The organism is Castellaniella sp. FW104-7C03, assembly GCF_040276085.1.
Taxonomy (GTDB): Bacteria; Pseudomonadota; Gammaproteobacteria; order Burkholderiales; family Burkholderiaceae_B; genus Castellaniella.
The window spans coordinates 1-14,006 of record NZ_JBELOK010000018.1 but is presented as its reverse complement, the minus strand read 5'-3'; the positions used below and the strand labels follow the sequence as shown (position 1 = coordinate 14,006).

Sequence of the window (14,006 nt, the reverse complement as noted above, 5' to 3'; positions counted from 1 at the left end):
GGCTCAATGCGGCTGGAACGGTGTGATTAACCGTGTCTGATGAATGCCCATCCCCCGATTATGGGGTAGAGCCAAAAGTTCGAGGCTGTCGACAAAGTCTCTATGGAAGCCGTGGAGTTGTCGTGGGGCCTGCATGGGGACAACGGGTTAAAAAACCCGACGTCAGGCTATCAAAAAATTCCAGGGCTGTCGCGTAAGTTGCTGATTTTGCTAGTTATTGATAGTATATGTTCAGCAGCTTTAAGCGCTATGGTGCGAACGGAGAGACTTGAACTCTCACGCCTTTCGGCGCCAGAACCTAAATCTGGTGCGTCTACCAATTCCGCCACGCTCGCAAGGTAAGCCGTAGATTATAGCCTGAAATCTCCGCATTCCTGGCTGTTCTACGCGCAAGTCTACTTTCCGCTAAAATAGCCTGTTCATTGTCCATCACTATCAATAGGTTCCGAATGCAGCCCGTGGTTGAAAAACTGTCCGGCCTGGAGCGCCGTGTCGATCTGAGCGTCTCAGTCGCCGACATCGAGAAAGAAGTCCAGGCACAACTCAAACGCGTCGCCCGCACCGCCAAGGTTCAGGGCTTCCGTCCAGGCAAGGCCCCCTTGTCCGTGATCGAACGCAGCCACGGCCCGTCGGTGCGTTACGACGTCGTTAACTCCGAGATCGGCAAATCCCTGGATAAGGTCATTGCCGACGCCAACTTGCGTCTGGCTGGCAGCCCCAGTCTCGAGCCCAAGCTCGAAGGTGCAGAAGACGGCGTGATGGCGTTTTCCGCCACCTTCGAAGTCTACCCGGATGTCGAGCTCCCCGACCTCGCCGCGCTTGAAGTCACCCGCAGCGCAGCCCAGGTTGGCGAAGCCGAAGTCCAGAAAACACTGGATATCCTGCGCCGCCAGCGCACCATCTTCAAAGCTGCGCCAGATCGTGCCGCCCAAGAGGGCGATCGCGTCACGCTCGACTTTGCCGGCACCATCGACGGTGTGGCATTTGACGGCGGCACCGCAGAAGACTTCCCGTTTGTGCTGGGGCAGGGCCGCATGTTGCCCGAGTTCGAAGCCGCTGCCACGGGTCTGAAAGCCGGTGAAACCAAGACTTTCCCGCTCGATTTCCCCGAAGACTACGGCAGTCCTGCCGTCGCGGGCAAGAATGCCGAGTTCACCATCATGGTCAAAGAAGTCGCCGAGCCCGAGCTTCCCGAAATCGACGCCGATTTCGCCAAATCTCTGGGACAAGCCGAAGGCGACATCGACGCTCTGCTGGCAGATGTGCGCGGCAACGTCGAGCGCGAAGCCCAGGCCCGTGCCAAAAGCCGTACCAAATCTAGTGTCATGGACGCCCTTGCCAATGCGTGCTCGTTTGATCTGCCCAAGGCCCTGATCGACAGCGAAGTCGCCAGCCGCACTGCAGCCGCACGCGAAGAGCTCAAGCAACGTGGCTTGCCCAATGCTGATTCCATCCCCATCCCCGAAGACACCTTCCGCCCCGAAGCCGAGCGCCGTGTGCGTCTGGGCCTGCTGGTCGGAGAGCTCATCAAGGCTGCCGATCTTACCGCCAAGCCCGAGCAGGTTCGTGCCCGCATCGAAGACTTCGCCAAGAGCTACGAGCAACCGGCCCAAGTGGTGGCTTACTATCTGGCCGATCGTCAACGCCGCGCCGAGATCGAATCCCTCGTCCTCGAAGATAACGTCGTCGACCACGTGCTGTCTTTGGCTAAGGTCACCGACGAAAACGTCGATTTTGATACCTTGATGGGAACACGTTAATGTCCAGGTTCGCCGATTTCTACGCATCGATGTACGGTGGAGAATCCGTCACACCCACGGGCCTTGGCTACGTGCCCATCGTAATCGAGCAATCGGGCCGTGGCGAGCGTTCCTACGACATTTATTCGCGCTTGTTGCGTGAAAGAGTGATTTTTTTCGTCGGCGCCGTCAACGATCAATCCGCCAATCTGGTGGTTGCCCAGTTGCTCTTCCTGGAGTCGGAGAACCCTGACAAAGATATTTCCCTGTACATCAACTCCCCGGGCGGCTCCGTGTACGCGGGGATGGCCATCTATGACACCATGCAGTTCGTCAAGCCGGCCGTCTCCACCCTGTGTACCGGCCTGGCAGCCAGCATGGGGGCTTTTTTGCTGGCAGCCGGCGAGAAAGGCAAGCGCTATGCATTGCCCAACTCGCGTATCATGATTCACCAGCCGTCAGGTGGTGCGCAGGGACAGGCGTCTGATATCCAGATTCAGGCCAAAGAAATCCTCAGCCTGCGTGAGCGCCTCAACGGTATTTTGGCCGAGCGCACCGGGCAGGGCATCGAACGCATCGCGGAAGATACCGAACGTGATAACTTCATGTCAGCCGAGGACGCCCAGGCTTATGGCCTGATTGACAAGGTTCTGGTTTCGCGCACCAACGAAACCCTATAAGTACAGGTTTGCCATGACTGAAAAAAAGGGATCCGGCGAGGACAAGACCTTGCACTGCTCCTTCTGCAACAAAAGCCAGGCTGAAGTCCATAAACTGATCGCCGGGCCCTCGGTGTTCATTTGTGATGAATGCATCAGTCTGTGCAACGACATCATCCTCGACGAAAAGCAGGAAGCCGCCCGGGATGCCGTGCGCAACGAGCTGCCATCTCCGCAAGAGATCAAGTCGTTCCTCGATGGCTATGTCATCGGGCAAGAAACACCCAAACGCAATTTGGCGGTGGCGGTCTACAACCACTACAAGCGTATCCGTTACGCAGATGCCAAAACCGGCGATGTAGAACTCTCCAAAAGCAATATTTTGCTTATTGGGCCCACGGGCTCGGGCAAGACCTTGCTGGCCCAAACCCTTGCACGGATGCTGGATGTGCCGTTCGTGATGGCCGATGCCACCACGCTAACCGAAGCCGGTTATGTGGGTGAAGACGTCGAAAACATCATCCAGAAGTTGCTGCAAAACTGCAACTACGATGTCGAGAAGGCGCAGCGCGCCATTGTCTACATCGATGAGATCGACAAAATTTCCCGTAAATCGGATAACCCGTCGATCACCCGCGATGTCTCCGGCGAAGGTGTGCAACAGGCACTGCTCAAGCTGATCGAAGGCACCGTCGCCTCGGTACCGCCGCAGGGTGGGCGCAAGCATCCCAATCAGGATTTCGTTCAGGTCGACACCACCAACATTCTCTTCATCGTGGGTGGTGCGTTTGACGGCCTCGAGAAAATCATCCGCGACCGCAGCGAGCGCTCTGGTATTGGTTTCTCTGCCACGGTTCGTGCCCGCTCTGAACGCGGAGTCGGTGAGCTTTTTGCCGAAGTCGAGCCCGAGGATCTGATCAAATTTGGTCTGATCCCCGAGCTTGTCGGGCGTCTTCCGGTGGTCGCTACCCTCGAAGAGCTCAAAGAAGATACGCTGGTTCGTATCCTCACCGAGCCTCGCAATGCGGTGGTCAAGCAATTCCGCAAATTGCTCGAAATGGAAGACGTCGAGCTCGAAGTCACACCCGAGGCACTCACCGCCATTGCACAGCGTGCAATCAAGCGGCGTACGGGGGCACGGGGTCTGCGCTCGATCATAGAGCAAGCCCTTTTGGGTACGATGTTCGAGCTGCCTTCCCGCCACGACATCAATAAGGTAGTGCTGGATGCCGACGCAGTAGAGGGCAAGCATGCGCCACAATTGATTCAGGGTACACGACGCAGTCAGTCGCCCTCCGAGGACGAAAAAACACTGCGCTCGGCTGCAGCGTAACGACATCAGCTGCGGCACCGGCGTTCTGCCTATATACTGGTTTGTGCGTGCTGGCCCTTGAAACCGCTGGCACTGTCACCATATACCAAAGCAGGCAACATGCTAAAAAAGGAAGCCTGCGCTTCCTTTTTTTTAGAATCAATCTTTTAGGAAGCAACCATGTCTGCTAGTCAGATTCTGACACAGGAACCTGCGGATCTGCCGCTGCTGCCGCTGCGTGACGTCGTCGTTTTTCCACATATGGTCATCCCGCTGTTTGTGGGGCGTCCGCGATCCATCAAGGCGCTCGAGCTTGCCATGGAGGCAGGCAACAGCATCATGCTGGTCGCCCAAAAGTCAGCCAGCAAGGATGATCCCACCCCGGACGACCTCTACGAGATCGGCTGTGCGGCCAGTATTTTGCAAATGCTCAAGCTCCCCGATGGCACCGTCAAGGTGTTGGTCGAAGGCCTTCAGCGTGCCCGGATTCTTTCTGTCTCTGATGCCGAAACGCACTTTACGTCTCGCGTCAGTGGCATCGAAGAAGAAACCACCGAAATCGCCGAAGCCGAAGCGCTGCGCCGGGCGGTACTCGGGCAATTCGAGCAATACGTCAAGCTCAATAAAAAAATTCCTCAGGAAATCCTCACTTCGCTGTCTGGTATTGATGATGCCGGCCGCCTGGCGGATACCATTGCGGCACATCTGCCACTCAAGATCGAGCAAAAGCAGTCTTTGCTGGAGATGCCTGGTGCCGAAAACCGCCTCGAATCCCTTCTGGCCCAACTAGAGTCCGAGATTGAGATTCTTCAGGTCGAAAAGCGGATTCGTGGCCGCGTGAAAAAGCAGATGGAGAAAAGCCAGCGCGACTACTACCTCAACGAGCAGGTCAAGGCCATCCAGAAAGAACTGGGCGAGGGCGAAGAAGGCGCTGATATCGAGGAGCTCGAGCACAAGATCGAAGCCGCCCGGATGTCCAAGGAAGCCCGTAAAAAGGCCGATGCCGAGCTTAAAAAGCTGAAGCTGATGTCTCCGATGTCTGCTGAGGCAACGGTGGTGCGCAATTACATCGATACCCTGCTGAGCCTGCCTTGGTACAAGAAAAGCCGCGTCAATAACACCCTGAAAAATGCCGAAGAAGTGCTCGATGCCGATCACTATGGCCTGGAGAAGGTCAAAGAGCGCATTGTCGAGTACCTTGCCGTGCAACAGCGCGTAGACAAACTGAAGGCGCCTATTCTTTGTCTGGTGGGGCCTCCGGGCGTGGGTAAAACCTCGCTGGGGCAATCCGTAGCCCGTGCCACCAATCGCAAGTTTGTGCGCATGGCGCTGGGTGGTGTGCGCGATGAAGCCGAGATCCGTGGCCATCGCCGCACGTATATTGGTTCCATGCCGGGCAAGATCCTGCAAAACATGAGCAAAGTGGGTGTACGCAACCCCTTGTTTTTGCTGGATGAGATCGACAAACTCGGTGCTGATTTCCGTGGCGATCCATCTTCGGCCTTGCTCGAGGTGCTGGATCCCGAGCAAAACCATACGTTCCAGGATCACTACATCGAGGTCGATTTCGATCTCTCGGATGTGATGTTTGTGGCAACCAGCAACACGCTCAACATCCCGCCCGCATTGCTGGATCGCATGGAAGTCATCCGTCTCTCGGGCTATACCGAAGACGAAAAAGTGCACATCGCGTTTGATCATTTGCTGCCCAAGCTCATGAAAAACAACGGTGTCCAAGAAGGCGAACTCTCCGTCACCGAGGCCGCCATCCGCGATATCGTGCGCTACTACACCCGCGAAGCCGGTGTGCGTGCGCTTGAGCGTGAAATCTCCAAGATCTGCCGCAAGGCGGTCAAGCGCCTGTTGTCATCCAATACTATGGCCAAGAAAGGCCACAAGGCAAAGATCAAAGAGTCGATCACGGTTGATTCGGATAATCTTGGCGATTACCTGGGTGTGCGTCGCTACAGCTTTGGCGTGGCCGAGAAAGAAGACCGCGTGGGTCAGGTAACCGGCTTGGCCTGGACAGAAGTCGGGGGCGACCTCCTCACCATCGAGGTGGCCGACATGCCTGGCAAGGGTGTCGTCACCCGTACGGGTTCACTCGGCGATGTGATGAAAGAATCCGTCGAGGCAGCACGCACGGTGGTCAGGGCACGTGCCCGTCATTGGGGTATTGCCGATCAGGTCTTTGAAAAGCACGATCTGCACGTGCACTTTCCTGAAGGCGCCACGCCCAAGGATGGTCCGTCTGCGGGGATCGCCATCACAACCGCCATGGTGTCTGCGCTTACCGGCATCCCTGTACGCTCGGATGTGGCCATGACGGGTGAAATCACCCTGCGTGGCGAGGTTCTGGAAATCGGCGGCCTGAAAGAGAAACTGCTGGCTGCACATCGGGGCGGCGTCAAAACCGTGATGATCCCCGAGGAAAACGTCAAGGATCTGGCCGAAATTCCGGACAACGTCAAAAACCACCTTGAGATTATTCCGGTTCGCTGGATTGATCGGGTACTTGAAGTTGCCTTGCGGCGAGTGCCGGTACCTTTGTCTGACGAGGAAGTTGCCCGATTGGCCGCAGAGGCGGTGGCAACCGCCAAGCCGGCAGAACCAGGTTCTGGGGGCGTGCTTAAACACTAAACAGGGTATATGCGGGTGGGCTAGTGCAGAGATTGTGTACGAATAAGGCCCACCGCAATCCCTTCGATGGCGAAGTCGTCTGCTGCGGTGATCTCGATGGCTTGAAAATCGGTGTTTTCGGGCAGCAGGCGGATACGCTGGCCAATATGCTCCAGGCGCTTTACCGTGACATCATCGCCCAGACGTGCAACCACAATCTGGCCGTGGTTTGCCTGGGGCGTGCTGTGTACCGCCAGGAGGTCGCCATCCAGGATGCCGATATCGCGCATGCTGCTGCCTCGCACCCGAAGCAGGTAATCGGGTGAGGTATCAAATAGACCAGGAGATACGGGGATTTCGCGCTCGACGTGCTGAGCCGCGAGAATTGGGTGGCCGGCGGCCACGCGTCCGATGATCGGGAGCAGGCGGGTATCGGTGGTTGCAACCCACGCAGGCCCGCCGGGCAGTGCCAACGGTGGGATGTTGTCTTGGGCGGATAGGGCATTGCCGCCCTGGTGGGTTTGTATCGAGGCTGCCTGTGGTTGTGTGGCGGCTGACATTGCCAGTGGAGTAAGCTGAATGCCGCGCGACGTGCCGGCTGCCAACTGGATGTAACCCTTGCGTGCCAGTGCCCGGAGATGGTCTTCGGCTGCGTTGGCAGAGCGGAAACCCAATGCCCGGGCAATTTCTGCCCGAGTGGGGGGCCGCCCCGTCTGGCTGATGGCCTGGACAATGAGTGTCAGGATTTCTGACTGGCGGGCAGTAAGCTTAAGGGACATGGCCGATTACTGGATAGAAATACAGCCTGTATTGTGTCCGATCGCCCGCCAGATGGCAAGTACCGTGAAATCCGTTACTTAAGCGGCTTGCTTAACCTTTGATCACCTGTGCGATGGCCCGGGCAACGTAGTCGATGTTGGCGTTGTTCAGGGCTGCCACGCAGATGCGGCCGCTACCGACCGCATAAATGCCGAAGTCTTCGCGCAGACGCTCGACCTGGGGTTTTGTCAGGCCGGAGTACGAGAACATCCCTCGCTGGGCCTCAACAAAGCTGAAGTCCTGGCTGACGCCGTTGGCCTGGATTTTTTCGACCAATTGATGACGCATCGTGCGGATGCGGTCGCGCATGCCCGCGAGCTCTTCAGACCAGAGGGTGAAGAGCTCGGGGGTGTTCAGTACTGCGGACACCAGCGCGCCGCCGTGGGTGGGCGGGTTGGAGTAGTTGGTGCGAATCACGCGCTTGAGCTGGCTCAGGACGCGTGTGCTTTCCTGATCATCACCCGTCACCAACGTGAGCGCGCCAACGCGTTCGCCGTACAGTGAGAACGACTTGGAGAACGAAGAGCTGATAAACATGGTCATGCCCAGCTCGGCAAGCAGCCGGACAACGGCGGCGTCTTCTTCGAGGCCTGCACCAAAGCCCTGGTAAGCGATATCCAGGAAAGGAACCAGTTGCCCGGCCTGCAGCGTTTGTGCGATTTCGCGCCATTGCTCGGCACTGGGGTCTACGCCTGTGGGATTGTGGCAGCAGGCATGCAGCACCACGATAGTGCCGGCGGGCAGGGCTCGCAGCGATGCCAGCATGCCGTCGAAGTTCAGGCCATGGGTGGCTGCGTCGTAGTAGTCATAGCTGATCACCGGGAACCCGGCTGCCGAGAAGAGGGCCTCGTGGTTCGCCCAGCTGGGGTTGCTGATAGCCACCTTGGCATTGGGCAAAATGCGCTTCAGGAAATCGGCGCCCACTTTGAGTGCGCCGGTGCCACCCAGCGTTTGCACCGTAAGAGAGCGGTGCTCGGAGATCAGGGGTGACTTGGCGCCCAGCAGCAAGGCCGCTGCCCCCTGGTTGTATCCCGGGATCCCGTCTATGGGCAGGTAATTGCGTGGTGCGGCTTGTTCAAAGAGCTGGCTTTCAGCCTTGCGCACTGCCTTCAGTAATGGGATACGGCCGTTATCGTCAGTGTAGACGCCCACCCCCAAATTAACTTTTGTTGACCGGTTATCGGTCTTGAATTGTTCGTTCAGACCCAGGATGGGGTCGCGTGGGGCAAGTTCGACAGAAGCGAAAATAGAGGACATGGGATACCGTTGGGACAAAGATAGGGGTAGTTGGAGATCCCTTAAAGGATCTCTTGGTCACAAGGGGCCAACGATGTGATAATAAGGGGTTTACCCGAATGGTGTCTAGACAGGCGATGGAGAAATCCCAGAATATCCCAGGCTTTGAGCATTTTCCGGACAGTCCGTTTCAGTTGTTCCAGCCGTATCCACCGGCCGGCGATCAGCCCAAGGCCATCGATGCGCTTGAAGCGGGCATCCGCGACGGGCTGATGAATCAAACCTTGCTGGGGGTTACGGGCTCAGGCAAAACCTACACCATGGCCAATTTGATCGCGCGTACTGGGCGGCCGGCCATTGTGCTGGCGCCCAATAAAACGTTGGCGGCACAGCTGTATGCCGAGATGCGTGAGTTTTTTCCGCGCAATGCAGTCGAGTACTTTGTGTCGTACTACGATTATTACCAGCCCGAAGCCTACGTGCCGTCGCGTGATCTCTTTATCGAGAAAGACTCCTCGATCAACGAGCACATCGAGCAGATGCGCCTGTCGGCCACCAAAAGTCTGCTGGAACGTCGGGATACGATCATCGTAGGGACAGTCTCCTGCATCTACGGGATCGGTAACCCGGCGGACTACCATGCCATGGTGCTTACGCTGCGCACCGGCGACCACATCGGCCGCCAGGAGATCCTGGCGCGTCTGGTATCCATGCAATACGAGCGTAACGATATGGATTTTGGGCGGGGTACCTTTCGGGCCCGGGGCGAAATTATCGATGTGTTCCCGGCGGAGCACGCTGAGAAGGCGATCCGTATTACGCTCTTTGATGATGAAATCGAGTCGCTGGATCTGTTTGATCCGCTCACCGGCAAGCTGGTGCAAAGCCTCGTGCGCTTCACGATCTTCCCGAGCTCTCATTATGTGACGCCGCGTGAAACCGTCTTGCATGCAATCGGAACCATCAAAGAAGAACTCTCCGCCCGTCTGTCCGAGCTGACACATGACGGCCGTCTGGTAGAGGCCCAACGCCTCGAGCAACGTACCCGGTTTGATCTTGAAATGCTGCAAGAGCTAGGCTTTTGCAAAGGCATCGAGAATTACTCCCGCCATCTGTCTGGTGCAGCTCCGGGAGAGCCTCCTCCCACGTTGATCGACTACTTGCCGTCTCAAGCCTTGATGTTCATCGATGAAAGCCACGTGACGATCGGCCAGCTGGGCGGCATGTATCGTGGCGACCGTTCACGCAAGGAAACCTTGGTGCAGTTTGGGTTTCGTCTGCCCTCGGCGCTGGACAACCGCCCGTTGCGCCTCGAAGAGTTTGAGGCAAGAATGCCCCAGTGCGTATTTGTGTCCGCCACGCCGGGCCCCTACGAGGCTGCGCATGCGGATCAGATTGTCGAGCAGGTGGTGCGCCCCACGGGGCTGGTCGACCCAGAAGTAGAACTGCGGCCTGCAGCGACCCAGGTTGATGACCTCCTGGGTGAAGCCAAGCTCTGCATTGCGCGTCACGAACGCGTGTTGGTGACAACGCTGACCAAGCGGATGGCCGAAGACCTTACGGAGTACCTGCAGGAGAACGGCCTGAAGGTGCGCTATCTGCACTCTGATATCGATACCGTAGAGCGTGTGGAGATCATTCGCGATTTGCGCCTGGGCGCGTTTGACGTACTAGTGGGCATCAACCTGCTGCGCGAGGGGCTGGATATTCCGGAAGTCTCGCTTGTTACGATTCTGGATGCTGATAAAGAGGGTTTTCTGCGCTCTGAACGCAGCCTGATCCAGACGATCGGGCGTGCTGCGCGTAACCTGAACGGGCGTGCCATCCTGTATGCCGACCGTATCACCGACTCCATGCGCAGGGCCATGGACGAAACCGCCCGTCGTCGCGAGAAGCAGCAGGCGTTTAACCTTGAGCATGGCATCACTGCCCGGGGTGTCAACAAGGCTGTGCGTGATCTCATCGATGGTGTGTCGCTGCCGGCAGCACCTGTGGGGCTGGCGCCAGAGTTTGACGAGCACCTCCTGGGTGATGAAAAGGCATTGGCCAAAGAGATTCGCCGGCTTGAGCAGAAGATGAATGACCATGCTCGTAACCTGGAATTCGAGCAGGCGGCGGCCGTCCGGGATTCGCTGCGGGCCCTGAAAGATCGAGCATTGTTGTCCTGATGCCAAACATCCGGGATCACCCGGGTTTTTTGCGAATTCTACCTAAAAAAGCTTGCTAAATATCGGGTTTTCCCGCACAATTTTACCTATCATGCATAAGGTACTTTTTGTCTGCACGGGCAATATCTGCCGTTCTCCCTCCGCCCAGGGTGTTTTCCAGCACCTCATCGAAGAAGCCGGTCTGTCGGATGCCATTGGCGTCGATTCCGCGGCTACGCACCACTTTCATGTGGGCGAAGCCCCAGACGCGCGTGCGCAGCTGGCTGCCCGCAAACGTGGCTATGATCTCTCCGCTTACGTAGCGCGGCAAATCACTGCCGACGACTTCCGCGATGCAGATCTCATCTTGGCCATGGATTGGGAAAACCTCTCTGCGCTGCAGCAGCGTTGCCCTAAAATCTATCAGCACAAGCTCATGCTGCTGATGCGCTTCTCCAACGAGTACGAAGAAGCCACCGTGCCCGATCCCTACTACGGGGGGCCCGAGGGTTTCAACAAGGTGCTCGACTACATCGAAGACGCCTGCCAGGGTGTCCTCGAACTCGTTCGCAAGCGTGCCCTGCAGTATCAGGCTGCCTGATCTCACCAAACTTTTTGGTGCGCGCGCTGCGCCCAATGCAACCCAAATGCCCCGCTTGACGGGGCGTTTGTTTTATGCGCCTGTACTCGATCCGATGTGTTGATATTTCTCAAGTCTTGCTTGTTGTAAACAGTCAAGACCCACTGTTTTAGTCGGGTATTGCGTTATACTTGACTTGAATAGTCGGGTATAGGGATATCCGGCCGGTTTCAGTCTGACTCCAAGAGGTGCAAGATGCGTTTGACAACCAAAGGGCGCTTTGCCGTCACCGCAATGATCGATCTGGCGTTGCGTCATCATAGCGGGCCGGTTACCTTGGCCGCTATCAGCGCGCGGCAAAATATTTCCTTGTCGTACCTCGAGCAGTTGTTTGGCAAATTGCGTCGCCACGAGCTCGTCGACAGCGTGCGCGGCCCGGGCGGTGGCTATACATTGGCGCGGCATGCACGCGACGTCTCTGTGGCTGATATCATCTTTGCTGTGGATGAACCCCTCGATGCCACCAGTTGTGGTGGCAAAGAAAATTGCGACATTGGTCGCAATGGCCATGCGGGTAAATGCATGACCCACGACCTCTGGGCAACCTTAAGTCGTAAAATGATTGATTATCTGGATTCGGTCTCGCTGCAAGATCTGGTGGATCAGCAGCGCTTGCGTGAATGGCAAGAGTCCGGGCAGTTGCGCTCAGGCCGCCCCACCATCCCTATCACGCCAGTGGCGCAGGATACTGCCCGGGAGACCGCCTCCGCCTGATCGGAGTAGTTTCATGTCGTCTCAGCGTCTGTCGGCAGATCGCCCCATCTATCTGGATTATTCGGCCACCACTCCGGTGGACGAACAAGTCGTGCAGGCCATGGTTCCGTGGTTGTCGCAAAATTTTGGCAACCCGGCTTCGCGCAGTCATGCGTGGGGTTGGGATGCCGAAGAAGCAGTCGAAAACGCGCGCCGCCAAGTGGCCGGCCTCATCCATGCAGATCCCCGGGAGATCATCTGGACGTCTGGTGCCACAGAATCAGATAATCTCGCTATCAAAGGGGTCGCCCAGTTTCATGCGGGCCGGGGGCGTCATCTCGTCACCTCGCGCACCGAGCACAAAGCTGTGCTGGATTCCTGTCACGCACTAGAGCAACAGGGCTTCGAGATCACCTACCTGGATGTGGACGCCGGTGGGCTGATCAGTCCGGCAGCCTTGCAGGCGGCACTGCGCGAGGACACCATTCTGGTGTCCGTGATGCTGGTCAATAACGAAATCGGTGTCATTCAGGATATTGCCGCGCTGGCTGCCGTGTGCCGCCAGCGCGGTATCCTGTTTCACACTGATGCGGCGCAGGCAACGGGCAAGCTGCCCATTGACGTCGAGACTCTGGGCGTTGATCTCATGTCGCTGTCTGCACACAAAACCTACGGGCCCAAGGGGGTTGGGGCCTTGTACGTCAGGCGCAAGCCACGCGTGCGCCTGGAGGCCCAGATGCACGGTGGCGGCCACGAAAGAGGGCTGCGATCAGGTACTTTGCCAACCCATCAAATTGTGGGCATGGGCCAGGCCTATGCCTTGGCCGGCCAGCTCATGGATCAGGAAATTCCCCGCATCCGGGCGTTGCGTGATCGTCTCTGGGATGGGCTAAAAGACCTGCCCGATGTCTACCTTAATGGTGATGAGCAAAACCGGGTTGCCCATACCCTCAATTTCAGTGTGGCTCACATCGAAGGCGAAGCCTTGCTGATGTCGATCCCCCAATTGGCCGTATCCACAGGTTCTGCATGTACTTCGGCCAGCCTTGAGCCCTCCTATGTCTTAAGGGCACTGGGCCGCAGCGATCCGCTTGCCCACAGTTCCCTGCGCCTGACGTTAGGCCGGTATACTACCCAGGAGCAGATCGACCAGGCCATCTTGGCGCTACGCACCCAGATTGAGCGTCTGCGTGATCTTTCTCCGCTTTGGGAAATGCGCCGTGAAGGCACCCTGGCAGAGACATGGTCGCAAGAGGTATATCAATGACACTGGCTGCGTCGTACGGGCCCAAGGTGCTCGATCACTATCTTCATCCCCGTCATGTGGGGTCGTTTGATGCCACCGACCAACAGGTAGGCACTGGGCTGGTGGGGTCTCCTGCGCTGGGGCAGGTGCTAAAGCTTCAGATTCACCTGCAAAATCAGCAGATCGATGCTGCGTGCTTCAAGGTGTTTGGCTGCGGAGCTGCCATTGCGGTAGGCTCGCTGGCCACCGAATGGCTTTCGGGGTGCAATCTCGACCAGGCCTTGGCCTTTCAAAGCCAGGATTTTGTTCAGGCACTCGAGCTTCCCCCAGAAAAACTACACTGTGCCTTGCTGGGACAAGACGCTATCGCAGCCGCGGTGGCCGACTACCGTCGCAAGCACTCCTGAAACCCTCTTTACTTGTTCGAGGACGTCATGGCTATTACATTGACACAACAGGCCGCTGATCACATTCAGCGCCACCTTCAAAAGCGGGGCAAGGGGCTGGGCTTGCGCCTGGGCGTCAAGCCCTCGGGCTGCTCAGGCATGTCCTATCAGCTCGAATACGTCGACGTCGCTGGCGCTGACGACCAGGTCTTCGAGCAATTTGGTGCGCGCGTCTATGTGGCACCTGACAGCCTGTCCTTCCTCGAAGGCACGCAGCTGGACTATGCCCGCGAAGGGCTCAACGAAGGCTTTCGCTTCAACAATCCCAACGAGAAAGCTGCCTGTGGCTGTGGAGAATCCTTTACGGTTTGATGCACCAGTGGTAAATGCCCGGTGTGGGGTAGGGCGCCAACAAAAAGGCCAGTTCACAGCAGTGAACTGACCCCCAAAAGTTGGACAGTCGAGGGTTAAGTGGCCAAGGCCTGATTTCGGTATTGAACCGGACTCAGG

General features: G+C 57.5%; 12 protein-coding genes and 1 tRNA gene. 10 read left to right on the top strand and 3 right to left on the bottom strand.

The genetic code is table 11. The annotated features are described in order from the left end of the window. Positions 1–250 precede the first annotated feature (250 nt). Positions 251–335, bottom strand: a tRNA-Leu gene (locus tag ABS758_RS14705). A 114-nt stretch (positions 336–449) separates the two neighbouring features. Between ABS758_RS14705 and tig the strand changes: the two genes are divergently transcribed. From tig to lon, 4 genes are all read left to right on the top strand, one after another. Next, complete coding sequence (gene tig, locus ABS758_RS14700; RefSeq protein ID WP_350384069.1) at positions 450–1,760, top strand: trigger factor; 1,311 nt, start codon at positions 450–452, stop codon at positions 1,758–1,760. Continuing rightward, positions 1,760–2,419: an ATP-dependent Clp endopeptidase proteolytic subunit ClpP gene (gene clpP / locus ABS758_RS14695; protein WP_350384071.1), complete on the top strand. Its 660-nt coding sequence runs from the start codon at positions 1,760–1,762 to the stop codon at positions 2,417–2,419. The genes tig and clpP overlap by 1 nt, the downstream gene beginning before the upstream one ends. 13 nt (positions 2,420–2,432) lie before the next feature. Continuing rightward, entirely contained in the window at positions 2,433–3,731 is a 1,299-nt protein-coding gene (gene clpX / locus ABS758_RS14690) for an ATP-dependent Clp protease ATP-binding subunit ClpX (RefSeq protein ID WP_350384073.1), read from the top strand. A gap of 159 nt (positions 3,732–3,890) precedes the next feature. Beyond that, on the top strand, positions 3,891–6,350 hold the full coding sequence (gene lon, locus ABS758_RS14685; protein ID WP_350384074.1) for an endopeptidase La: 2,460 nt from the start codon (positions 3,891–3,893) through the stop codon (positions 6,348–6,350). 20 nt (positions 6,351–6,370) lie between these two features. Here lon and lexA read toward each other — a convergent pair whose 3' ends face one another. Together lexA and ABS758_RS14675 are read right to left on the bottom strand one after the other, a co-directional pair. After that, positions 6,371–7,108: a transcriptional repressor LexA gene (lexA, locus tag ABS758_RS14680; protein WP_350384075.1), complete on the bottom strand. Its 738-nt coding sequence runs from the start codon at positions 7,106–7,108 to the stop codon at positions 6,371–6,373. A 91-nt stretch (positions 7,109–7,199) separates the two neighbouring features. Beyond that, positions 7,200–8,405, bottom strand: coding sequence for an amino acid aminotransferase (locus ABS758_RS14675; RefSeq protein ID WP_350384076.1), 1,206 nt, complete (start codon positions 8,403–8,405; stop codon positions 7,200–7,202). Positions 8,406–8,521: 116 nt separating this feature from the next. On the opposite strand from ABS758_RS14675, the gene uvrB reads away from it, so the two are divergent. From uvrB to iscA, 6 genes are all read left to right on the top strand, one after another. Further along, a complete protein-coding gene (uvrB, locus tag ABS758_RS14670; RefSeq protein ID WP_350384077.1) occupies positions 8,522–10,552 on the top strand; it encodes an excinuclease ABC subunit UvrB in 2,031 nt (676 codons plus the stop codon). Between the two features lie 88 nt (positions 10,553–10,640). Continuing rightward, positions 10,641–11,132: a low molecular weight protein-tyrosine-phosphatase gene (locus ABS758_RS14665; protein ID WP_350384083.1), complete on the top strand. Its 492-nt coding sequence runs from the start codon at positions 10,641–10,643 to the stop codon at positions 11,130–11,132. Between the two features lie 234 nt (positions 11,133–11,366). Continuing rightward, positions 11,367–11,885: a Fe-S cluster assembly transcriptional regulator IscR gene (iscR, locus tag ABS758_RS14660; protein ID WP_350384078.1), complete on the top strand. Its 519-nt coding sequence runs from the start codon at positions 11,367–11,369 to the stop codon at positions 11,883–11,885. A gap of 13 nt (positions 11,886–11,898) precedes the next feature. Next, positions 11,899–13,131 carry an IscS subfamily cysteine desulfurase gene (locus ABS758_RS14655; protein WP_350384079.1) on the top strand — a complete coding sequence of 411 codons (1,233 nt, stop codon included), beginning with the start codon at positions 11,899–11,901 and terminating at the stop codon, positions 13,129–13,131. Next, positions 13,128–13,517, top strand: coding sequence for an iron-sulfur cluster assembly scaffold protein (locus ABS758_RS14650; protein WP_350384081.1), 390 nt, complete (start codon positions 13,128–13,130; stop codon positions 13,515–13,517). Before ABS758_RS14655 ends, ABS758_RS14650 begins: the two co-directional genes overlap by 4 nt. A gap of 27 nt (positions 13,518–13,544) precedes the next feature. Then, on the top strand, positions 13,545–13,868 hold the full coding sequence (gene iscA, locus ABS758_RS14645) for an iron-sulfur cluster assembly protein IscA (RefSeq protein WP_350384082.1): 324 nt from the start codon (positions 13,545–13,547) through the stop codon (positions 13,866–13,868). Positions 13,869–14,006 lie beyond the last annotated feature (138 nt).

Coding starts and splice junctions, on each gene's coding strand:
- uvrB (WP_350384077.1), top strand. CDS start 8,522: ATGGAGAAATCCCAGAATATCCCAGGCTTTGAGCATTTTCCGGACAGT.
- lon (WP_350384074.1), top strand. CDS start 3,891: ATGTCTGCTAGTCAGATTCTGACACAGGAACCTGCGGATCTGCCGCTG.
- iscR (WP_350384078.1), top strand. CDS start 11,367: ATGCGTTTGACAACCAAAGGGCGCTTTGCCGTCACCGCAATGATCGAT.
- tig (WP_350384069.1), top strand. CDS start 450: ATGCAGCCCGTGGTTGAAAAACTGTCCGGCCTGGAGCGCCGTGTCGAT.
- ABS758_RS14650 (WP_350384081.1), top strand. CDS start 13,128: ATGACACTGGCTGCGTCGTACGGGCCCAAGGTGCTCGATCACTATCTT.
- ABS758_RS14675 (WP_350384076.1), bottom strand. CDS start 8,405: ATGTCCTCTATTTTCGCTTCTGTCGAACTTGCCCCACGCGACCCCATC.
- ABS758_RS14655 (WP_350384079.1), top strand. CDS start 11,899: ATGTCGTCTCAGCGTCTGTCGGCAGATCGCCCCATCTATCTGGATTAT.
- clpX (WP_350384073.1), top strand. CDS start 2,433: ATGACTGAAAAAAAGGGATCCGGCGAGGACAAGACCTTGCACTGCTCC.
- lexA (WP_350384075.1), bottom strand. CDS start 7,108: ATGTCCCTTAAGCTTACTGCCCGCCAGTCAGAAATCCTGACACTCATT.
- clpP (WP_350384071.1), top strand. CDS start 1,760: ATGTCCAGGTTCGCCGATTTCTACGCATCGATGTACGGTGGAGAATCC.
- iscA (WP_350384082.1), top strand. CDS start 13,545: ATGGCTATTACATTGACACAACAGGCCGCTGATCACATTCAGCGCCAC.